General features: G+C 64.0%; 18 protein-coding genes. 12 read left to right on the forward strand and 6 right to left on the reverse strand.

The features are described 5' to 3' along the window. Positions 1-18 precede the first annotated feature (18 nt). From HQN78_RS05710 to HQN78_RS05720, 3 genes are all read left to right on the forward strand, one after another. Positions 19-2154 carry a patatin-like phospholipase family protein gene (locus HQN78_RS05710; RefSeq protein ID WP_235088465.1) on the forward strand — a complete coding sequence of 712 codons (2136 nt, stop codon included), beginning with the start codon at positions 19-21 and terminating at the stop codon, positions 2152-2154. Positions 2155-2451: 297 nt separating this feature from the next. Further along, positions 2452-3381, forward strand: a complete 930-nt coding sequence (locus tag HQN78_RS05715) for a triacylglycerol lipase (RefSeq protein WP_107798874.1) — start codon at positions 2452-2454, stop codon at positions 3379-3381. Continuing rightward, complete coding sequence (locus HQN78_RS05720; protein ID WP_235088466.1) at positions 3381-4292, forward strand: lipase secretion chaperone; 912 nt, start codon at positions 3381-3383, stop codon at positions 4290-4292. Before HQN78_RS05715 ends, HQN78_RS05720 begins: the two co-directional genes overlap by 1 nt. A gap of 11 nt (positions 4293-4303) precedes the next feature. Here the strand turns inward: HQN78_RS05720 and trpC are convergent, their stop codons facing one another. The 3 genes from trpC to bluB all read right to left on the reverse strand — a co-directional run bounded on the left by trpC (position 4304) and on the right by bluB (position 6375). Beyond that, the gene (trpC, locus tag HQN78_RS05725; RefSeq protein WP_235088467.1) at positions 4304-5110 is read right to left on the reverse strand and encodes an indole-3-glycerol phosphate synthase TrpC; all 807 of its coding nucleotides are present in this window, start codon (positions 5108-5110) and stop codon (positions 4304-4306) included. 79 nt (positions 5111-5189) lie between these two features. Continuing rightward, positions 5190-5702, reverse strand: a complete 513-nt coding sequence (locus tag HQN78_RS05730) for a prolyl-tRNA synthetase associated domain-containing protein (protein ID WP_235088468.1) — start codon at positions 5700-5702, stop codon at positions 5190-5192. Between the two features lie 31 nt (positions 5703-5733). Next, positions 5734-6375, reverse strand: coding sequence for a 5,6-dimethylbenzimidazole synthase (gene bluB, locus HQN78_RS05735; protein WP_227103314.1), 642 nt, complete (start codon positions 6373-6375; stop codon positions 5734-5736). Between the two features lie 336 nt (positions 6376-6711). Here bluB and HQN78_RS05740 point away from each other — a divergent pair, with 336 nt between their 5' ends. The 6 genes from HQN78_RS05740 to aroF all read left to right on the forward strand — a co-directional run bounded on the left by HQN78_RS05740 (position 6712) and on the right by aroF (position 13393). Beyond that, a complete protein-coding gene (locus HQN78_RS05740; protein ID WP_235088469.1) occupies positions 6712-8166 on the forward strand; it encodes an aminoacyl-histidine dipeptidase in 1455 nt (484 codons plus the stop codon). Between the two features lie 266 nt (positions 8167-8432). Then, a complete protein-coding gene (locus tag HQN78_RS05745) occupies positions 8433-9641 on the forward strand; it encodes an MFS transporter (protein WP_166451425.1) in 1209 nt (402 codons plus the stop codon). A 395-nt stretch (positions 9642-10036) separates the two neighbouring features. After that, the gene (pheA, locus tag HQN78_RS05750; protein ID WP_227103307.1) at positions 10037-11110 is read left to right on the forward strand and encodes a prephenate dehydratase; all 1074 of its coding nucleotides are present in this window, start codon (positions 10037-10039) and stop codon (positions 11108-11110) included. Positions 11111-11190: 80 nt separating this feature from the next. Further along, positions 11191-11772: a TIGR00730 family Rossman fold protein gene (locus HQN78_RS05755; RefSeq protein ID WP_235088470.1), complete on the forward strand. Its 582-nt coding sequence runs from the start codon at positions 11191-11193 to the stop codon at positions 11770-11772. Between the two features lie 18 nt (positions 11773-11790). Continuing rightward, complete coding sequence (locus HQN78_RS05760; RefSeq protein ID WP_235088472.1) at positions 11791-12354, forward strand: hypothetical protein; 564 nt, start codon at positions 11791-11793, stop codon at positions 12352-12354. A 22-nt stretch (positions 12355-12376) separates the two neighbouring features. After that, the gene (gene aroF, locus HQN78_RS05765; protein WP_107798883.1) at positions 12377-13393 is read left to right on the forward strand and encodes a 3-deoxy-7-phosphoheptulonate synthase; all 1017 of its coding nucleotides are present in this window, start codon (positions 12377-12379) and stop codon (positions 13391-13393) included. A 73-nt stretch (positions 13394-13466) separates the two neighbouring features. On the opposite strand, the gene HQN78_RS05770 is transcribed toward aroF, so the two are convergent. From HQN78_RS05770 to HQN78_RS05780, 3 genes are all read right to left on the reverse strand, one after another. Continuing rightward, positions 13467-14111, reverse strand: a complete 645-nt coding sequence (locus HQN78_RS05770) for a TetR/AcrR family transcriptional regulator (protein WP_107798884.1) — start codon at positions 14109-14111, stop codon at positions 13467-13469. A 96-nt stretch (positions 14112-14207) separates the two neighbouring features. Further along, positions 14208-15074, reverse strand: a complete 867-nt coding sequence (locus HQN78_RS05775; protein WP_235088474.1) for a mechanosensitive ion channel domain-containing protein — start codon at positions 15072-15074, stop codon at positions 14208-14210. A gap of 20 nt (positions 15075-15094) precedes the next feature. Beyond that, positions 15095-16705, reverse strand: coding sequence for a peptide chain release factor 3 (locus HQN78_RS05780; RefSeq protein WP_107798886.1), 1611 nt, complete (start codon positions 16703-16705; stop codon positions 15095-15097). A 196-nt stretch (positions 16706-16901) separates the two neighbouring features. Between HQN78_RS05780 and HQN78_RS05785 the strand changes: the two genes are divergently transcribed. From HQN78_RS05785 to HQN78_RS05795, 3 genes are all read left to right on the forward strand, one after another. Continuing rightward, a complete protein-coding gene (locus tag HQN78_RS05785) occupies positions 16902-19061 on the forward strand; it encodes a TonB-dependent receptor domain-containing protein (protein WP_235088476.1) in 2160 nt (719 codons plus the stop codon). A gap of 101 nt (positions 19062-19162) precedes the next feature. Next, positions 19163-19780, forward strand: coding sequence for a riboflavin synthase subunit alpha (locus HQN78_RS05790; RefSeq protein WP_107798888.1), 618 nt, complete (start codon positions 19163-19165; stop codon positions 19778-19780). Beyond that, positions 19777-20439: a diphthine--ammonia ligase gene (locus HQN78_RS05795; protein WP_235088478.1), complete on the forward strand. Its 663-nt coding sequence runs from the start codon at positions 19777-19779 to the stop codon at positions 20437-20439. The genes HQN78_RS05790 and HQN78_RS05795 overlap by 4 nt, the downstream gene beginning before the upstream one ends. The last annotated feature ends 59 nt before the right edge of the window (positions 20440-20498 follow it).

A 20498-nucleotide genomic window follows, 5' to 3' on the forward strand; every position in this document is an offset into this window, starting at 1 on the left:
GCGTATCCGCCGCAAGGCGTGGGTTTGGTGCTGGGCGGCGGCGGCGCGCGCGGTTTCGCCCACCTGGGGGTGCTGAAGGAACTGGAGCGTTTGCGGATTCCCATCGCCTGTATCGCGGGGACCAGCGCTGGCGCCCTGATTGGTGGTATTTATGCAAATGGCTTGCCTTTGGCGCAGATGGAGCACGAGTTTGACGCCGCCGATTGGGACGCCTTGCTCTCCGGCAAGCCGACGCGGGCGGACGTGCCCTACGATCGCAAGCGCGACGATTACAAGAACTATCTGGACGTTACCTTCGGCTTGAAGAAGGACGGTCTGAAAGTGCCGCGCAGCGCGATCAATTCGCAGGAAATCGAGCTGTACATCCACAAGCTGACGCGTGATCGCGTGGTGGGCAGTTTTGATCAGTTGCCGATCCCGTTTCGCGCGGTGGCTACCGACTTGGCCACTGGCGAACCGGTGGTGTTCGCGCAGGGCTCGCTGGCGCGCGCGCTGCGCGCCAGCATGGCGGTGCCGGGCTTGTTCGACCTGATAGAAGACGACGATGGCCGCCTGCTGGTGGACGGCGGCCTGGCGCGCAATCTGCCGATTCAGGATGTCAAAGGCCGCTGCGCCGATCGGGTGATCGTCGTCGACGTGTCCACGCCGCTGATGAAGGCGAAAGAGATCAACAGCCTGTTCGATGTGGTGGCGCAGACTTCCAATCTGATGGTCAGCCGCAACGCCAAGGAGCAGTTGCGGAAGCTGGATAAGCGCGATCTGGTGATCAAGCCGGATTTGAGCGGTTATACCGCGGCCTCTTTTAGCGAACACCAGGCAATCACCCAGCGCGGCGAGGGGGCGGCCAAGGCTCTGGCCAAGCAGCTGTCGGCCTATTCGGTGTCGGAAGAAGAGTACGCGGCGTGGAAGCGCCGCTTGGAGCGGCCGCACTTCCCCTTGATCGACAAGATTCAGGTGGAAGGCAAGCCCGGCCAGTTCACCAAGCCGGAGCAACTGGCCAAATCGCTGGCTTTCTCCTCGGTGGTGGAGCCGATCAGCAGCGCTCAGACCCGTCTGCGCGGCGTGTTCGCCGGCGGCGACTACGACCGGCTGACCTACCGCGTGGACAGTGTGTCCGGCCGCAATGTGATGACGGTGTCGCCGCTGGAGCGCAGCATCGGCCCGAACTTTCTGCGCTTCGGCCTGAATCTGAGCAGCGCGACGCCGGGCGAGAGCAATTTCAACTTTTTGGCTTCGCATGAATGGCGCAACGCCAATAGCGCCGGCGGCGCCTGGCGCAACGATGTGTCCATCGGCCAGAACAAGCTGTTCAAGACCGAGTGGTACCAGCCGCTGTACGAGGGCAGCCCGGTGTTCGGCGCGGCGTCCTTTGGGTATCGACAGGATTTTTTGTCGATTTATAACGCGGACCATTCGTTAAATACGGAGTGGAACAATGATGTGGGCAGCGTGCGTCTGGATGGCGGCGTGGCCTTGGGGCGTTACGGCGAGTGGCGGATTGGCGCGTACCGGGACGATAATCACTTCGGCTCGCGGGTATCTTGGTTTCCTGGCTTGGTGCCGTCAAACTTTCGGGATACCGGGGTGGGCACCAGCTTGGTGGTGGATCAGTTCGACAATCCGCGCTGGCCGCGCTCTGGCTACTTCTTTAGTGGCCGGTTGACCAAGAGCATTCCATCCTGGGGCAGCGATGTCAATCTGACCAACTACGATACGACCATGGAGTATGTCAAGACTCTGGGCAGTGTGACGATGCGCTTGACCGCCAAGAACAAGGGCGCTTTGAATCTCGACGACAGAGAGGATGCCCAGACCTTGCCCAGATCGCTGGGCGGCTTCTTGAATCTGAGCGGTTATCAGGACTCCGAACTGATTGGCGATCGCTCGTCCCTTTTCCGCTCGATGCTGTATTGGCGAGCGTCCAGCCTGCCGTCGGCGATTGGCTCCGGCGTTTACGCCGGTATCTCGATGGAGCTGGGCAAGATTTGGGGCCGAGTGCGAGCTGAAGACCTCTCGTCGCACGATACTAACTGGATTCCCGCCGGATCGGTCTTCCTCGCCGCGGACACCATCATCGGGCCGTTCTTCCTTGGCGTTGGCACCGCCAAGGGCGGCAAACCCACCGCCTATCTGTATCTGGGGTCCGACTACTGAGTCGATTGTGGCTTGGGCCTGAGGCTCATCAAACTAAAAACGCTATATGGCAGCCGCCATATAGCGTTTTGTTTTTATTGACCTGGTGGGGGCGAACGGCTGCTCCAGCCCACGCTTATCGATCTTTCGGACGGTTGAATTTTAAGTTCTTGTATTTTCTGTTGTTGATATGTGACGTAAAAATACAAACGTTTGAATAATTCTGGTGTTTTGGACCGCTTTCTCCTATTACCAATCTTGGGCATGCAAATAAGAGCAAATACTCAGCCCGCATTGATCAACTAGAGGAGAAACACCATGAAGAAGTTGTTACACGGAGCATTGCTGTGTCTGGGCCTGCTGTTGCCCCTGTCCGCCGCCCACGCCGCCGGCGGCTATACCCAGACGCGCTACCCCATCGTGCTGGTGCATGGCTTGTTCGGTTTCGGTCAGTTGTTGGGAGTGGATTATTTTTATCAAGTGCCGGCGGCCTTGCGCGCCGACGGCGCGCAGGTGTTCGTGGCCGAGGTGTCCGCGCTGAACAGCAATGAGGCGCGCGGCGAGCAGTTGCTGCAGCAGGTGCAAAAAATCATCGCCATCACCGGCGCCGCCAAGGTCAATCTGATCGGCCATAGCCAGGGCGCGCCCACGGCGCGCTACGTGGCCGGGGTACGGCCGGACCTGGTAGCTTCGGTCACCTCGGTGGGCGGGGTCAACAAGGGGTCGGCGGTGGCCGACATCGTGCGCGGCGTTGCGCCTCCGGGATCGGTGTCCGAGGCGGTGGCGTCCGCGGTGGCCAAGGCCTTGACCGCGGTGATGCAGTTCTTCGCGGGCACCACCGGACAGCCGCAATATCCGGTGGGCGCGTTGGATTCCCTGACCACGGCGGGAGCCTCCGCCTTCAGCGCCAAATTCCCGCAAGGGGTGCCGACCAGCGCTTGCGGCGAGGGCGATTATCAGGTCAACGGCATCCGCTACTATTCATGGACCGGTTCGGCCACCGTCACCAATGTGCTGGATCCGCTGTCGGTGCCGATGGGCGTGCTGGGTCTGGCCTTCGGCTCCACGCCCACCGATGGCCTGGTCAGCGCCTGCTCCGCGCATCTGGGTCAGGTGATCCGCGATAACTACCGGATGAACCACGTCAACGAGATTAATCAGAGCTTTGGTCTGGTCAGCCTGTTCGAGGTCAGCCCGGTGAGCTTGTACCGGCAGCAGGCCAATCGCCTGAAGAACACGGGTCTGTGATGCTGCGGGCCTGGATGGGGTGGGGCTGCGCGCTGCTGCTGGCCGCGCTGGGCTGGCTGTGCGTGTCCGGAGCCGACGACGCGGCGGCGCAAACCGGAGTCGCCGCGCCGGCGGCGGCGCCGTCCTTGCGCGGCACCCAGGCGGATGGCCGGGCGCGCGTGGAGGCGAGCGGGGCGCTGAGAGTGGACGCGGAGCTGCGGCGCTTGTTCGATTACCAGTTGGCGACGCTGGGGGAGCGGGACTTGCCGGCGGTGCGCAAGGCGGTGCAGCAGGCCTTGCAATCGCAATTGGGCGCCGCGGCCTTGGGGCAGGCTTTGGCCTTGTTCGACCGTTACGTCGCCTATCGGCGAGCCTTGAGCGAGACCAAGCTGGCGGCGGGAAACGTGGCCGAGGGTTTGCAGCGGATGAGGGCGTTGCGTCTGCAATTCTTGTCTGCAAGCGAGGTGGCGGGCTTGTTTGGCGATGAGGACGTCTACGACGACTTCACCGTCCAGCGGCTGCGCATCGCCGCCGACGCCGGTTTGAGCGCGGAGCAGAAGGCGGCTAGGCTCAAGGCCTTGGAGGCGGCTTTGCCGGCCGAGCTGCGCGCGGCGCGGCAGGAGCCGGTCAAGCATCTGGCGCTGGCGGAGGCGGAGGCGGCTTTGAGGAAGAAGGGTGGCGGCGAGCAGGAGTTGTACGCCTTGCGCGCCGGCATGGTGGGGCAGGCCGCCGCCGACCGTTTGTCGCAGCTGGACCGCGAACAGGCTCAGTGGCAGGCGCGCATAGACGGCTACCGACGGGAGGCGCAGCGCTTGCGGGCGGTGCCCGGCCTGGACGCCGCGCAAAGACAGCAGGCGCTGACCGCCTTGCGCGCGCAACGCTTCAATGCGCAGGAGCAATTGCGGCTGGACGCTTTCCTCCCGCCGCAATAGCCGGCAATGTTTTAGTGGTCCGTCGGGTTTCGAAACAGCCGGGAGAGTCCTTCTCCCGGCTCTTTTTCGCGCATGAAGGCTTCGCCCACCAGGAAGGTGTGCACCTCGTGGCTGCGCATCAGCCTCACGTCGTCGACGGTGGCGATGCCGCTTTCGGTGATGGCGATGCGGCCGTTCTCGATTTGCGGCAGCAGCTTCAGCGTGGTGGCCAAGCTGACTTCGAAGCTGCGCAGATTGCGGTTGTTGACGCCGATCAGCTCGGTTTGGAGTTGCAGCGCCTGTTCCAGTTCCTCGGCGTCGTGCACCTCGGCCAGCACCGCCATGCCCAGCTCCATCGCCAAGGCCTCCAGTTCGCGCATCAGCGGCAGTTCCAGCGCGGCGGCGATCAGCAGAATGCAGTCGGCCCCCATCGCGCGGGCTTCGTATACCTGGTAGGGGTCTACGATGAAGTCCTTGCGCAGCACCGGCAGCCGGCAGGCGGCGCGGGCGGCCTGCAGATAGGCGGCGTCGCCCTGGAAATATTGGCGGTCGGTCAGCACCGACAGGCAGGCCGCGCCGTGTTCGGCGTAGCTGGCGGCGATGTCGGCCGGACGGAAGTCCTCGCGGATCACGCCCTTGCTCGGGCTGGCTTTTTTGATCTCGGCGATGACCGCGGCCTGGCCCAGCGCGTGTTTGGCGCGCAGCGCGGCGACAAAATCGCGACGATCGCCGCTGCGTGCTTCCGCGGCGGCGCGGACCGCGCTCAGCGATTGCTGGCGCAAGGCGGCGGCGATTTCTTCACGCTTGGTGGCGATGATGGTGTTGAGTATGTCTGACATGCTTGGGTCTGCAATCCGGGCGAATCGAAAGAAACGACCATCATGCAGGAACTGCCGTGGCCTTGACAAGCCGCGGCGCTCAGGGCTGGCCGGCTTGCTCCTGCCGGCGCGGCACTTCGACGATGCGCGGCGCGTGGCCGGTCAGATCCAGGAAGCGCATCAGCTCCTCCATCGGCAGCGCCAGCGTGCTGGTATTGACCAGGGGGTGGCAGAGGATGGCGTCCCGGCGGCTCAAGTCCTGATCGACGACGATGGCGACCTGGCGGTCGCGGTCGTTGAAGGCGGCCAATAGCGTCACCGCCCCCGGCGTCAGGCCCAGATAACGCTGCAGGCGCTCCGGCGAGGCGAAGCGCAGGCCTTTGAGCTCCAGTTGCTCGCCCAGAGCCTTGATGTCGACGCCGGCGTCGGCTGGCACCGCCAGCAACACGTGCTGGCGGCCCTTGGCGTCGCATAGAAACAGGTTTTTGCATTCCGCGCCGGGCAGGCCCGGCGTCAGGCGCGCGGCTTCTTCGCAGGTGTAGACCGGCGGGTGGTCGAAGCGCTGATGGCGGATCTGGTGCTGATCGAGAAAGTCGTACAGAGCGTGTTCCATCGCCTCAGGCTAGCATGGCGACGCGGGGGGCTCAATGGTCGCGCCAGCGGTCTTCGAACACCAATTGCTCCAGAGGCTGGCGGCTGGCCCACTTTTCCTGCTCCAGCATCGGTTGGGCGTAGAACTCGGCGACATGGCCGAGGCAGAGCACGGCGATGGGCTTGGCGCCTTCCGGCATGCCCAGCAGCGCGGAGAGCGCGACGGGGTCGAACAGTGACACCCAGCCCATGCCCAGGCCTTCGGCGCGCGCCGCCAGCCACAGGTTCTGGATGGCGCAGGCCACTGAGGCCAGATCCATCTCCGGCAAGGTGCGGCGGCCGAACACATGGCGTTCGCGGCCGTCCATCAGGGCGGCCACCAGCACCTCGCCGCAGTCGCGGATGCCTTCCACTTTCAGGCGCAGGAATTCCGCCTGGCGCTCGCCCAGTTGATCCGCGGTGCGCAAGCGCTCCGCGTCCACCAGCGCGCCTATTTTTTCGCGCAGGCCGCGGTCCGCGATGCGGATGAAGCGCCACGGCTGCATATAGCCGACGCTGGGCGCATGGTGGGCGGCTTCCAAGAGGCGGCGCAGCAGCGCCGGGTCCACCGGGTCCGGCAGAAAATGGCGCATATCGCGCCGCTGCTCTATCACCCGGTAAATGGCGGCGATGTCTTGATCGGGGTAACGGTGCATGGCGGGCCTTTCTTTAGATGCTGTTCAAGTCTGCGGCGCTCCAGCTCGCCAGCCTTTGAACAGGCTCTGACAAACAGATGCGGGGATTATTCAGTGTCGGAGGATAGCGGCTTTGTCACAGCTGGCAAATAGCATGGCGGCGCTTGCAGGCGGACTCATGACTTCGGTCAAGCGATTCAGCGGATTAGACGCTTTTGGCATGAGTTTCCCACATGACGCGGCGCATGCGGGCGTGATAAAGTGGACAGTCTGAATTCCAACGTCGCCGCGCCTGGCGCGGCGCGTTCGGCCATAGCCCGAACCGCTATCGCATCTTGATGATTTAGAGGACTTTCCGTGACCCGAATTGCAGAACTAGAACCCAAAGTCGTCTGGGAGCACTTCCAGACCCTGTGTGAAATCCCGCGTCCGTCCAAGCATGAGCAGCAATTGCGCGACTACCTGAAAGGCTGGGCGGAACTGCGCGGCCTGGACACCGTGGTGGACGAGGTGGGCAACCTGATTATTCGCAAGCCGGCGACCCCGGGCTACGAAAACCGCGTCGGCGTGGTGCTGCAAGGCCATCTGGACATGGTGTGCCAGGCCAACACCGGCACCGAGCACGACTTCTTCAAAGACCCGATCCGCCCGACGCTGCAAGACGGCTGGCTGGTGGCGGAAAACACCACGCTGGGCGCCGACAACGGCATAGGCGTGGCGCTGGGCATGGCGGTGCTCAATAGCGAGGAGGTGCCGCACGGTCCGATCGAGGTGCTCTTGACGCTGGACGAGGAAGCCGGCATGGGCGGCGCGCTGGGTCTGGGCACCGGCCTGCTGCAAGGCCAGTACCTGATCAATATCGATACCGAGGAGTGGGGCGAGTTCTATATGGGCTGCGCCGGCGGCGTGGACGTCAACGTCAGCCGCGGCTACGCGAGCGAGACGCGGCCCGCCGGTTACCAGGCCGCCAGCCTGGTGATCAAGGGGCTGCGCGGCGGCCATTCCGGCGCCGACATTCACCTGGGACGCGGCAACGCCAACAAGATTCTGATCCGCCTGATCCGCGAACTGGAAGCGGAAACCGATCTGCGCGTGGCCTCGTTCAAGGGCGGCACCGCGCGCAACGCCTTGTCGCGCGAGGCTTTCGCCGCCGTGGCCTTCCCGGCCGCCGACGCGGCCAAGGTGGCGGCCAAGCTGGACGCCTTCCAAAGCCTGCTGCGTTTCGAACTGGCCGGCGTCGACGAAGGCGTCACCGTGGTGCAGGAGCGGATTGAGCTGGACAAGGTGCTGGCGCGCGCCGACCAAGGCGCCATCTTCGCCGCGCTGCACGCGGCGCCGCATGGCGTCAAGCGCATGAGCCAGCGCGTCGAGGGCGTGGTGGAAACCTCCAACAATCTGGGCGTGGTGGTGCTGGAGGACGGCAAGCTGTTCGCCAACCTGATGGTGCGCTCCTTGCTGGATTCCGGCACCTGGATGCTGGCGCGCGAAGTGGAAAGCCTGTTCCTGCTGGCCGGCTGCCAGGTGGACATGGAAGGCGGCTACCCGGGCTGGGCGCCTAATCCGCAATCCAAGCTGCTGGCCCTGTTCCAGCAAGTCTACGCCAGCGAGTTCGGCGGCGAGGCCCAGGTGCAGGTGATCCACGCCGGCCTGGAGTGCGGCATCCTGGGCTCCAAGTATCCGGGCATGGACATGGTGTCCTTCGGCCCCAATATCCGCGGCGCGCACGCGCCGGGCGAGCGCGTGGAAGTGGAGTCGGTGGGCAAGGCCTGGCATTTGCTGAAGGCGGTGCTGGCCGCGGTGCCCGCGCGCTAAATCGCGGTCCTCGACGGTTTGACGCGAACACCGGCCGGCGCCAGCGCTGGCCGGTTTTGTTTTTGCCGTCCTGGTTTTGCCCTATGATCACAACTGATCACGACAGCCGCGCCGCTGTTAGTCCTTGTTCAAAGTCCGCCGCGTAGCGCGAGACGGATGGTAAAGGGGCGTTGAAAACCCGCTCATCGCTTTTTCAGCCGCAAGGCCTTGCCTCGCCCTGGTGCGCGAGATTTTGAACAGGCTCATCTTTCGCATGGAGACAAGCGATGAACGATTCCATCAAGCGATTATTGCTGACCGGCGGCCTGATCGTGTCGCTGGCCATGGGCATACGCCATGGCTTCGGCTTTTTCATGCCGCCGATGACTCAGGCCTTCGGCTGGAGCCGGGAAGCCTTCGCCTTCGCGCTGGGCCTGCAAAACCTGGTCTGGGGCCTGGCGCAGCCCTTCGCCGGCGCGCTGGCGGATAGGCACGGCTCCGGCAAGGTGTTGCTGGGCGGCGCCTTGCTTTACGTCGCCGGCCTGGCTTTGATGACGGTGTCCGGCACGCCCTTGCTGTTTTCTCTGTCGGCCGGCGTGCTGCTCGGCCTGGCCTTGTCCTGTGTCACCTACAGCGTGATTTTCGGCGTGGTGGCGCGCAGCGTGCCGCCGGCCTATCGCTCGCGGGCGATGGGCATCGTCGCGGCGGCGGGCTCTTTCGGCCAGTTTGCGATGATTCCGGTGGAGCAGGGCTTGATCGATGGCCTGGGCTGGTTGCCGGCCTTGCTGATTCTGGCCGGCTGCGCGGCCTTGATGCTGCCGCTGTCCGGCTGGCTGGCGCGCGAGGACCGGCCGGCGCAAAGCGCTGCGAGCGCGCATTTGTTGCGCAGCATGGCCGATACCTTCGCCGCCGCCTGGGCGGAGCGCGGCTTCCGCCTCTTGATGGCCGGTTATTTCGTCTGCGGCTTCCAGGTGGTGTTCATCGGCGTGCATCTGCCGGCCTATCTGCGCGACCACGGCCTGGGCGGCGGCGTCGCCAGCCTGGCGCTGGCCTTGATCGGCCTGTTCAACATCTTCGGCACCATGGCTTTTGGCGAACTGGGCAGCCGCTGGTCCAAGCCCGGCCTGCTCAGTTTCATTTACCTGGCGCGCAGCGTGGTGATCGCGGTCTTCCTTCTGCTGCCGCTCAGCGGCGTTTCGGTGGCGGTGTTCGCCGCGGCGATGGGCTTTCTGTGGCTGTCCACGGTGCCGCTGACCAATGGGGTGATCGCCGGCATGTTTGGCGTGCGTCATCTGGGCATGTTGTCCGGCGCGGTGTTTTTCTCGCATCAGGTGGGCAGCTTTCTGGGGGTGTGGCTGGGCGGGGCGCTTTACGATCTGCTCGGCAACTACGATCTGGTGTGGATGCTGGCGATAGCGCTGGGCTTGCTGGCCGCCGCCGCCAATCTGCCGGTGCGGGAAACCCCGTCGGCCAGTTTCGCCAAGGAGGACGCGTGAGAACCTGGTTGTTTTCCATCGGCGCGGTCTTGCTGCTGGCCTGGCTGACCGGGATGTATCTGCGCGCGGATTTCGTGGTGGATCTGGCCAACCGGGTGTGGACCTGCTTTGGCTAAGAAGCGGTTCAAGGTCCGCGGCGTTGCGGCGATACGGTGTTGAGAGCGTCTTTGGAATGCCGGCGCACTCCGCTTTCTCCGTCGTTTTCGCCTTGTCTCGCTCTAGCTCGCAAGATCGTAAACACGTTCTAAGCGCGGGCCGGTCTCTTGGGTTTTCTCGCGACAAAGGCTTGCGAGCCTGGCTCATCTCGCGGAAACTGAGTGTTTAGAGACGCGCTCGCGGCCAAGCCGGGCGGCGCGTCTTCACAGGATGTGTGCAATAGAGAAAGACTGGAAGCCGTGTCGGAACATTTACTTAAACAGCACCGCGACGCCATCGACAACATCGATGTGGAAATCCTCAATCTGCTGAACCAGCGCGCCACCCATGCGCGCGAAATCGGCGAGATCAAGGGCGGCGGCATCATTTATCGGCCCGAGCGCGAGGCGCAGGTGCTGCGCCGCGTCAAAGAACTGAATCCCGGCCCCTTGCCGGGCGAGTCGGTGGCGCGCTTGTTCCGCGAGGTGATGTCCGAATGCCTGGCGCTGGAAAAGCCCTTGTCCATCGCCTATCTGGGGCCGGAAGGCACGTTCAGCCAGCTGGCCACGCTCAAGCATTTCGGCCACGCGGCGCGCACCGTGGCCTGTAGCTCGATCGACGAGGCCTTCCGCCTGGTGGAGTCGCGCGGCCTGGATTACGTGGTGGCGCCGGTGGAAAACTCCACCGAAGGCGCGGTGGGCCGCACGTTGGACCTGATGGTGACCAGCCCGCTGAAGATTTGCGGCGAAGTGGTGCTGCGCATCCATCACCATTTGCTGCGCAAGGTGGAGGGCCTGGACGGCATCCGCCGCGTGTACGCGCACGCCCAGGCGCTGGCGCAGTGTCACGAGTGGCTGAACAAGAATCTGCCGGAGGCGGTGGAGCGGGTGTCGGTGGCCAGCAACGCCGAAGCGGCGCGGCTGGCGGCCGAAGACGAGGGCGCGGCGGCGATCGCCGGTCAGGCCGCGGCCGAGCGCTACGCTTTGCTGAAGCTGGCGTCCAATATCGAGGACGAGCCCAACAACACCACTCGTTTCCTGGTGCTGGGGCTGCAGGACGTGGGCGTGACCGGTCAGGACAAGACTTCGGTCGTGGTATCCGCGCCCAACCGCCCAGGCGCGGTGCACCATCTGCTGGCGCCCATCGCCGGCAATGGCGTGTCCATGAGCAAGTTCGAGTCGCGGCCTTCGCGCGCCGGGCTGTGGGACTATGTGTTCTTCATCGATATGGAGGGGCATAGAGACGACGCCAATGTGCGCCAGGCCTTGGCCGGCCTCGCCGAGTGCACTTCCTTCGTCAAGGTATTGGGTTCTTATCCGCTCGCGGTGCTTTGAGCGCCGGAGGGGATGCAAGCGGGCCGCGCAGCGGCCCGTTGTGTTTTTGACGCTGATGTTTCAATAGGGGAAAAATAAAAATGAAAGCCATCTGTCTGTTTTGCGGCTCCAATAAGGGCGCCAAGCCCGAATACGAAGCGGCCGCGCGCGATTTTGGCCGCACCTTGGCCGAGCAGGGCGTGACCCTGGTTTACGGTGCCGGCAAGGTCGGCCTGATGGGCGTGGCGGCGGACGCCGCGCTGGCGGCCGGCGGCAAGGTCGTCGGCGTGATTCCGGAGTTTCTCAAGGCCAAGGAAGTGGCGCATACCGGCCTGACGGAGATTCATGTCACCGAAACCATGCATCAGCGCAAGGCGCTGATGGCGGAGTTGTCCGACGGCTTCATCGCCTTGCCGGGCGGCTTCGGCACCTTCGACGAATTGTTCGAGATCCTGACCTGGGGCCAGCTGTCCTTGCACGGCAAGCCGGTGGGCCTGCTCGACGCCGCCGGCTATTACCAGCCCTTGCACCGGATGATGGAGCACGCGGTGGCCGAAGGCTTCGCCCGTCCCGGCAATATGGACCTGTTCCGCATCAGCGAGGACCTGCTCACGCTGCTGACGGAGATGCGCGCCTACCGGCCGCAAGAGGTGGCCAAGTGGCTGGACCTGGCCAAGGCCTGAGCCGGCGCTGAAACCGAGATGCGCGCAAGGGAAACGGCGGCGCTGGGCTGGCGCCGGCTGAAACGGGTGTTGACCTGGCCGCCGGCCTTGCTGGCGGCCTTGATCATCCTGTTCGAGGAATACGCCTGGGACGAGTTGTCCGCGGCGCTGGGACGCTTGGCGACCTGGCCGCCGCTGGCGGTGCTGGAGCGGCGCATCGCCGCCTTGCCGCCGTGGGCGGCCTTGGCGATGTTCGCGTTGCCGGCCGCCTTGCTGCTGCCGGTCAAGCTGGCGGCGCTGTTCCTGATCGGACGCGGTCACGCGCTGCTGGGCTTGCTGATCATTCTGCTGGCCAAGCTGGGCGGCACCGCGCTGGCGGCGCGGCTGTTTGCGCTGACCCGGCCTGCGCTGATGCGGGTGGCCTGGTTCCTGCGGCTGTATAATGGCTTCGTTTACTGGCGCGGGCGCATTTTCGAACGCTTGCATGCTTCGGCGCCGTGGCGGCTGGCGCATGCGCTGGCCGGCTTTTTCCGGCGCGGCGCGCAGCGTCCGTCGTTCTGGTCGCGGCTGGGGCGGCGTTTGGCCCGGCGCTGGCGGCGATGAAGGGTTTTGAACGGGGTAGCGGATGATCATCATCATGAACCGGCAGGCGCCGGAAAGCGAAGTGGCGGCCGTGGTGGCCAAGATCCGCGGGGCGGGACTCAGCGAGCATGTGTCGCGCGGCGCGGAACGCACCATCATCGGCGCGGTGGGCGACGAGCGCAGCCTGTCGCCGGAAATGTTTGAGTCCATGCCTGGCGTGGAGCGGGCGATGCGAGTGGTGCGGGAATACCGCATCGTGTCGCGGGAAACCCATCCGCAGAACAGCGTAGTGCAGGCGCGAGGCCTGGCTTTCGGCGGCGAGGCCTTGCAGGTGATCGCCGGTCCGTCGGCCGTGGAGTCGGCGTCGCAAATCGCTCAGGCCGCGACCGCGGCGCGGGCCGCCGGCTGCCGGCTGCTGCACGGCGGGGTGTTCAAGCAGCATCCCAGCCCTTACGGTTTCCAGGGCTTGGGCGTGGAGGGCATCGAGCAGTTGATCGCCGCCGGCCGCGCCGAAGGTTTGCCGGTGGTGTCCGAATTGGCCGACGTGCGCATGCTGGACGTGTTTCTGGAGCAGGGCGTGGACATCATCCAGATCGGTTCGCGCAGCATGCAGAACGTGGAGCTGTTGAAGGAAGTGGGGCGTTTGAACAAACCGGTCATCCTCAAGCGCGGCGTCGCCGCGACCTTGGGCGACTGGCTGATGGCGGCCGAATACATCGCCGCCGGCGGCAACCACAACATCGTGTTCTGCGAGCGCGGCATTCGCAGCTTCGAGCCGGCCTACCGCGCCACGTTGGACGTCAGCGCGATTCCCCTGCTCAAGCGCGAAACCCATTTGCCGGTGATCGTCGATCCCAGTCACGCCGCCGGCAAAGCCTGGCTGGTGCCCGCTCTGGCCAAGGCGGCCCTGGCCGCCGGCGCGGACGGCTTGCTGCTGGACATGCATCCGCAGCCGGAAGCCGCCTTGTGCGAGGCCGATCAGGCCTTGACGCCGGACGGTTTGGCCGCCCTGATGGCGGAATTGCGGCCCTTGGCGGCGGCCTTGGGGCGTAGCCTGTAATCCGCTTTAGAAGCGCCGACGCATGAAAAAAGCCGCGATAACGCGGCTTTGCTCTTTTCGCGGAGGCGGGGCGTCACACTTTGTGGCGCTCGCACAGCGCCTGGAAGGCGCCCATATACTGATCCTGCACATAGGGCTTGAGCAGGGCCAGCACCTGCAGCACGCCGCGGTGGCCGGATTCCTCGGTGATCGGCGCCTTGGGGCGCGCGGTCTGTTCAAAGGCGAACCAGAACTTCACCACCAGCCAGATATTGATGCTGACCGGTTCGATGTCTTCCTCGTCCATTTCCAGCAGGCCCAGGCGGATGAATTCGCGAAAGTGCTCGGCCAGGATGTTTTTCAGCTCGGTGTTGACGAACTGGTGGTACTCCGACTGCATCTGAGGGTTGCGCGCCAGCATGCCCGGCAGGTCGTAGAACATGAAGCGGAACTGCCACATCGCCAGGAAGGCGGTGTCCAGGTAGTTGACCAGATCGTCCACCGTCATTTCGCGGTTTTCCGGCACCGCCAAACGCTGGTTGATGAACTCGCGGTACATCAGGAAGATCTGGTAGACGATTTCTTCCTTGTTGCGGAAGTGGTAGTACAGATTGCCCGGACTGATGCCCAGATGCGCGGCGATGTGATTGGTGGTGATGCTGCGCTCGCCCTGTTCGTTGAACAGCTTGAGGCTCTCCTGGATGATGCGGTCGTAGGTTTTGATTCTGTTTTTGCTCATGATGCGCTTGGGCTGTTCAATGACATTCGCGATGCGCCATTCTAACGCAAATTTGGAGTTCTTGCTCTAATTATTTGCGCGCGATACGCCTTCGCTTCAGGCCGGGGCGGCGTCGTTCTGCTCCGGAAAGCATTGCGCCAGAAAACTGTGCAGGATGGTTTGTTCGATACGATGCCGGTCTCGGGCCGGAATGGCGATGCGCAAGATCAACTGATAGCGTTTTTCATCCACCGGCTGCAAGGCGATGCGCGGCTCCACCGACGGAATGTCCACCAGATTGCGTTTGGCCATGTCTTCCATGTGCTGACGCGCCACTTCCAGGTGGGGCTGGCAGGATTCTTCCGCCGCCGCCATCAAGAGGCGTTCGGCGCGGATGGGCGGCACGGTGTAGGCCATGGGCACGTTGACGATGTGCATCACATAGTCGCCCATATAGTTTTCGCGGATCACCGGCGTGGACAGCAGCAGGCTGTTGGGGAAGGTCAGCGCGCGCCCGGTCATCTGGTGCGAGCTGTGATTGGGTCCGATTTCCATCACGGTGGTGGACAGCAGGCCGATGTCCACCACCCGGCCGCGCACCGCGCCCACTTCGATGTGGTCGCCCAGGCTGTAGCTGTTGGAGGTCTGGCGCACCAGGCCGCCGGACAGGCACATGATCAGTTCCTTGGTGGCCAGGATCAGCGCGGCGGCGAAGGCCAGCATCGACACCGCGATGGTTTGCAGCTCGCTGGCCCAGATCAGGCCGATGCCCGCCAGGCCGGAGATGAACAGGATGTTGCGGGTGTTCACCGACCAGCGCCGTTTCGACTCGATCGCTATGCTGTTGTTGGCCGCCAGCAGCCGGTCCATCACCAGGCGGATGATCAGTAGGGCGGCGATCAGGATCAGCGAGCGCGCTATCTCGTGCGAATAGTTGTCGCGCAGATAGCCTATCAAGTCGAATAGGGTGGCCTTGGGCTCCATGTCGGGCGTCGGTTTCAGCTTTAGTCGTTGAGTTTGACCGCGTGTTCGCGGGTTTCGTGGAATACGATGTCCGGCCAGCGTTCCTGAGTCAGTTGCAGGTTGACGCGGTTGGGGGCCAGGTAGGCGAGGTTGCCGCCGGCGTCGGTGGCGATGTTGATCTGCAGCGCCTTGACGAATTCGTCCAGCTTTTTGCGGTCCTCGCAGCTGAACCAGCGCGCGGACCAGATGCTGGCGGATTCGAACATCGCGTCCACGCCGTATTCGGCGGCCAGGCGCGAGGCCACCACTTCAAACTGCAGTACGCCCACCGCGCCCAGAATCAGGTCGCCGCCGCTGTGCGGCTTGAATACTTGCACCGCGCCTTCCTCGCCCAGTTGCTGCAGACCTTTTTGCAACTGTTTCAGCTTCAAAGGGTTTTTGATGCGCACGCCGCGAAACAGTTCCGGCGCGAAGAAGGGAATGCCGGTAAAGGTCAGGTCCTCGCCTTCGGAGAAGCTGTCGCCGATCTGGATATTGCCGTGGTTGGGGATGCCGATGATGTCGCCGGCAAACGCTTCTTCCACGATCTCGCGGTCGTGAGACATGAAGGTCACCACGCTGGAGGCGGCGATGTCGCGGTTCAGGCGCAGATGCTTCATCTTCATGCCGCGCTCGAACTGGCCGGAACACACGCGCAGGAAGGCGATGCGGTCGCGGTGCTTGGGATCCATATTGGCCTGGATCTTGAACACGAAGCCGGAGAACTTGCCTTCGGTGGGCGCGACATCGCGCACGGTGGCGTCCCGCAGCTGCGGCGCCGGCGCCCAGTTGATCAGCGCGTCCAGGATTTCGCGCACGCCGAAGTTGTTGATGGCGGAGCCGAAGAACACCGGCGTCAGTTCGCCGGCCAGGAATTGGTCCAGGTTCCACTCGTTGGACGCGCCCTTGACCAGCTCGATCTCCATGCGCAGTTGTTCCATTTCCAGCGGGAACAGCTGATCCAGGCGGGGATTGTCTATGCCCTTGATCACTTCCACGTCGGTGATCAGTTTTTCCGCGCCCGGTTCGAACAGGATGACTTCATCGTTCAATAGGCTGTAGACGCCGCGGAAAGCCTTGCCCATGCCGATGGGCCAGGTGATGGGCGCGCAGCGGATCTTCAGCACGTTTTCCACCTCGTCCAGCAGCTCCAGGCTGTCGCGCACCTCGCGGTCGTATTTGTTCATGAAGGTGACGATGGGCGTGCTGCGCAGGCGGCAGACGTTCAGCAGCTTGATGGTCTGCTCCTCCACGCCCTTGGCCGCGTCTATCACCATCAGAGCGCTGTCCACCGCCGTCAGCACGCGGTAGGTGTCTTCGGAGAAGTCCTGGTGGCCCGGGGTGTCCAGCAGGTTGACGGTGTGGTCGCGGTACTCGAACTGCATCACCGAGGACGCCACCGAGATGCCGCGCTGCTTCTCGATCTCCATCCAGTCGGAGGTGGCGAACTTGCCGCCTTTCTTGCCCTTGACGGTGCCGGCCATCTGGATGGCGCCGGAGAACAGCAGCAGCTTTTCGGTCAGCGTGGTCTTACCGGCGTCAGGGTGGGAAATGATGGCGAAGGTGCGGCGGTGGGACACTTCTTCGGCGATGCGGGCGAGTTCGGCGGACATGGGGATGCTTGTATTGGAATTCGATAAAGCCGGCTATTTTACCGGACTTGCCTTAAGGTGGAAGTTTTATGTTAATGTTGAGAATGATTATCATTAATATAACAAAACCGTGATGCCTGGCTGCTACCTTTTCTCGTCTTGCCCCGATTCCATTTCCCCCGCTCAAAATCCGCCGCGTTTCCGCCCCAAGGCGCTCGTGCTCAGCCTGGCTTGCCTGGCCGCGCCCGGCGTCTGGGCCGCCGAGGCGCCGGCGCGCCTGGACACCGTCCACGTCACCGCCGACGGCCCGCAGGCGCGGGTGGGCAGCAATAAGCTGGACCGCGAAGAAATCGAGCGGCCGCAAGCCCGTTCGCTGGCCGAAGTGCTGGACGCTCTGCCCGGCGTCAACGCCGGCGGTTCGCAGCGCCCCGGGGGCCAGACTATCAATGTCTGGGGCTTCGAGTCGGTCGAGCATGTGCAAGTGTCCCTGGACGGCGCGCCGCAAGGCTTCGACAAATACCAGCAGGGGACGTCTTTCATCGACCCGGAATTATTGGGCTCGGTGGAAGTGATGAAGGGGGGGCATTCTCCGTTTTACGGCAACGGCGCGTTTGGCGCCGTGGTCAAGGCGGAAACCAAGACCGTGGCGGAGTTGCTGCAGCCGGGCAAATCGGTGGGCGGCTTCGCCAAGCTGATGTACCAGGACAACGGCAATCAGTTCGGCCAGTCGCTGGCCGCCTACGCCGGCGGTCCGGGCAGCAAGGCCGACATCCTGGCCTATGTGACGCGCTCGCGCGCCGGGGACGGCAAAAAGGGCGACGGCTCCAGCACGATGTTTTCCGGCAACGATCTGGAGGGCGGCATGCTGAAACTGGCTTGGCGTCCGGCGCCCGGCCACAGGCTGCGCCTGGGCTGGGTGAGCCAGGAGGAGGAGCGGCGCACGCCGTGGGCGGCCAAGCGCGGCGATATTCCCGCGCCAAGCGCGGCCGATATCAAGAAGTACGGCTGGGAAGGCGCTTGGTTGCGTCAGAGCGTGTGGCGCGAACAGCAAAACGAGACGGTGAGCGCGGACTGGACTTTTGTCAGCGATTCGCCGTGGCTGGATCTGCAGCTGAGTTACGCCCAGTCGCGGCGTTACCAGCACGATACCCGGCCGCCGACGGCCAGCATCTACGCTTTTTCCTCCTTGTTCGGGAACGAGAGCTGGGTGACTCAGCGCGACCGGCGTCTGGAGCTGCGCAATACCGCCCGCTTTGGTTCCGGCTGGGCGCGTCAGGAAGTCACGATGGGCGTCAGCTGGGCGCACAAAACGCTGGACGCCTTGTTCTATCGCCCGGACAAGGTGAAGGATCCGGCTTACAACTACGGCTATTTGAATCCGCGCTACCAGCCGCCGGGCGAAGAAACCGTGCGATCCGCCTACTGGGTGCATCAATGGCAGCCCTTGGACAGCCTGACGCTGACCCCGTCGCTGCGCTACGATCATGTGTGGATACAGGGGCGGGAAAATCTGGCTTCCGCGTATAACGATCCGGCCAAGGGGCATGATTACAGCGGTCTGGCTTATTCCGGTTGGTCGCCGCGGCTGGGCGCGCGTTGGAACTTCCGCCCGGGCTGGACGCTGGATGCGGGCTATACCCGCACCTGGCGGGCGCCGTCGGTGGACGAAATGTACGATACCCAGACTTTGGGCAGCACGACGGCAAGCAGCCGCCAGCTGCGGCCGGAAACGCTGAACGCGGTCAAGCTGGGCCTGGAGTACGAGCGCGGCAATGTGTTGACGTCCGGGGACAATCTGTCGGCGGCGGTGACCTGGTATCGCCAAACCGTCAAAAACGACATCGCGCAGCGCCTGGGGCCAAACCGTGGAGACGCGCCGGGCGCGCCCTTGCCGCCGGTGATCGGTTTCTATCGCAATATGCCCGGCTACGTGATCCAGGGTTTCGAATTGGAAGGGCGTTATCAGGCCGGAGGCTGGTTCGGCAGCCTGTCCCTGTCGTCCACCAAGGGCGAGCGCAACCATAGCCTGATGGACCCATGGGGCAAGGACGAGCCCATCACCAATATTCCGCCGCGCAAGGCGGTGGCCAATCTCGGCTATCGCTGGAACAAGATCGGCCTGTCCTTGAGCGGGCAGGGCAAGTTCGTGCGCAAGCAGGACCGTGTCTTGGTCGACTCGCCCTACGCCTATCCGGCGCAGCACGGCTATTCGCTGTTCGGCCTGTCTCTGGGCTGGCAGCCCAAGGGCAGTCTCAAGGGCTTTGAGGCGCGTGTGGCGGTGGACAATCTGTTCAATGTCCAATACGAGCCCTATCTGACCGAGGGCGCCGAGGGCATGGGGCGCGCGATCCGCACCAGCGTGTCCTGGCGTTTCTAAATGCCGGGAAAAAGCTTGAGTCCGATTTAAGACCAGGAGGGGCCGCGCGCCCCTCCTTGCGTTACAATGGCGCTCCGAATCCCTAGCAAAGGAGCGTCTTCGTGTTTACCGGTATCGTCCAAGGGGTGGCGGAAGTGATCGCCATCACGGAGAAGCAGGACTTCCGCACTCATACGCTGCGCTTGCCCGACGCGCTGTTGCCCGGTCTGGAACTGGGCGCCTCGGTGGCCCACAACGGCTGCTGCCTTACCGTCACCGCCATCAACGGCGATCAAGTTTCCTTCGACCTGATGCGCGAAACCCTGCGCGTCACCAATCTTGGCCTGCTGCAAGCGGGCGATCTGGTCAATATCGAGCGCGCCGCGCGTTTCGGCGATGAAATCGGCGGCCACGCAATGTCCGGCCATATCTTGTGCCTGGCCAAGGTGTCCCGAGTGATCGATCTGCCCAATAATCGCACCGTCTGGTTCGAATTGCCGGCGGAACACATCAAATACGTGTTCGCCAAGGGCTATATCGGTATTGACGGCATCAGCCTGACCATAGGCGAGGTGACGGACAACCGTTTCTGCGTGCATCTGATTCCGGAAACCCTGGAGCGCACCATCATCAAGTCGCGCAAAGTGGGCGATCTGATCAATATCGAAGTGGACCCGCAAACCCAGGCCATCGTGGAAACGGTGGAGCGGGTGCTGGCCCAGCGCGGAGCCGCTGAGTGAACAGAGCCGGCCGGCGCGTGCTGGCCTCCTGGAGCGGCGGCAAGGACTCTTGCCTGGCCTTGTGGCGCGCGGTGAGCGCCGGCGCCAGCCCGCAGGTCTTGCTGACCATGATGGACGAGGATGGCCGGCGCTCGCGCTCGCATGGGGTGCGTCCGGAAGTGCTGGCGCTGCAAGCCGCGGCGCTGGGCCTGCCCTTGCGGGTGGGCCGCGCGAGCTGGGACGGTTATGAGGCCGAGTTCATCGCCCGGCTGGAAGAGGCGCGCGCCGACGGCTGCGAGGCCGCGGTGTTCGGCGACATCGATCTGGACGCCCATCGCGAGTGGGAGGAGAAGGTTTGCACCGCCGCCGGCCTGCAAGCTTGGCTGCCGCTGTGGCAGCAGCCGCGCGCCGAGCTGGTGCGCGAATTCATCGACGCGGGCTTCCAAGCCCGCATCGTGGTGGTGAACACCCGGCTGGCGAGCGAAGAGTGGCTGGGTCGCGAGTTGAGCCGCGAGGTAGTGGACCGGATGTTGGCGGAAGGTTTGGACCCTTGCGCCGAGGCCGGCGAGTTTCACACATTGGCGACGGACGGGCCCTTGTTTGCGCGGCCCTTGCGTTTGCGCGACGGCGACATCCATCGCCATGGAGATTATGTCAGCCTGGACCTGTTGCCCGGCTGAGAAGCGGTTCAAAGTCTGTTGCGCTTCGCGAGGGCGCGGCACGGCGAGTTAGCGCTGCA

Origin of the sequence: Chromobacterium sp. Beijing (assembly GCF_021496765.1) — a bacterium.
GTDB lineage: Bacteria > Pseudomonadota > Gammaproteobacteria > Burkholderiales > Chromobacteriaceae > Chromobacterium.

Excerpts from the sequence above, each read along its gene's own strand:
- HQN78_RS05715 (WP_107798874.1), top strand. The coding sequence starts at position 2,452 with ATGAAGAAGTTGTTACACGGAGCATTGCTGTGTCTGGGCCTGCTGTTG.
- HQN78_RS05720 (WP_235088466.1), top strand. The coding sequence starts at position 3,381 with ATGCTGCGGGCCTGGATGGGGTGGGGCTGCGCGCTGCTGCTGGCCGCG.
- trpC (WP_235088467.1), bottom strand. The coding sequence starts at position 5,110 with ATGTCAGACATACTCAACACCATCATCGCCACCAAGCGTGAAGAAATC.
- HQN78_RS05730 (WP_235088468.1), bottom strand. The coding sequence starts at position 5,702 with ATGGAACACGCTCTGTACGACTTTCTCGATCAGCACCAGATCCGCCAT.
- bluB (WP_227103314.1), bottom strand. The coding sequence starts at position 6,375 with ATGCACCGTTACCCCGATCAAGACATCGCCGCCATTTACCGGGTGATA.
- HQN78_RS05745 (WP_166451425.1), top strand. The coding sequence starts at position 8,433 with ATGAACGATTCCATCAAGCGATTATTGCTGACCGGCGGCCTGATCGTG.
- HQN78_RS05755 (WP_235088470.1), top strand. The coding sequence starts at position 11,191 with ATGAAAGCCATCTGTCTGTTTTGCGGCTCCAATAAGGGCGCCAAGCCC.
- HQN78_RS05760 (WP_235088472.1), top strand. The coding sequence starts at position 11,791 with ATGCGCGCAAGGGAAACGGCGGCGCTGGGCTGGCGCCGGCTGAAACGG.
- aroF (WP_107798883.1), top strand. The coding sequence starts at position 12,377 with ATGATCATCATCATGAACCGGCAGGCGCCGGAAAGCGAAGTGGCGGCC.
- HQN78_RS05770 (WP_107798884.1), bottom strand. The coding sequence starts at position 14,111 with ATGAGCAAAAACAGAATCAAAACCTACGACCGCATCATCCAGGAGAGC.
- HQN78_RS05775 (WP_235088474.1), bottom strand. The coding sequence starts at position 15,074 with ATGGAGCCCAAGGCCACCCTATTCGACTTGATAGGCTATCTGCGCGAC.
- HQN78_RS05780 (WP_107798886.1), bottom strand. The coding sequence starts at position 16,705 with ATGTCCGCCGAACTCGCCCGCATCGCCGAAGAAGTGTCCCACCGCCGC.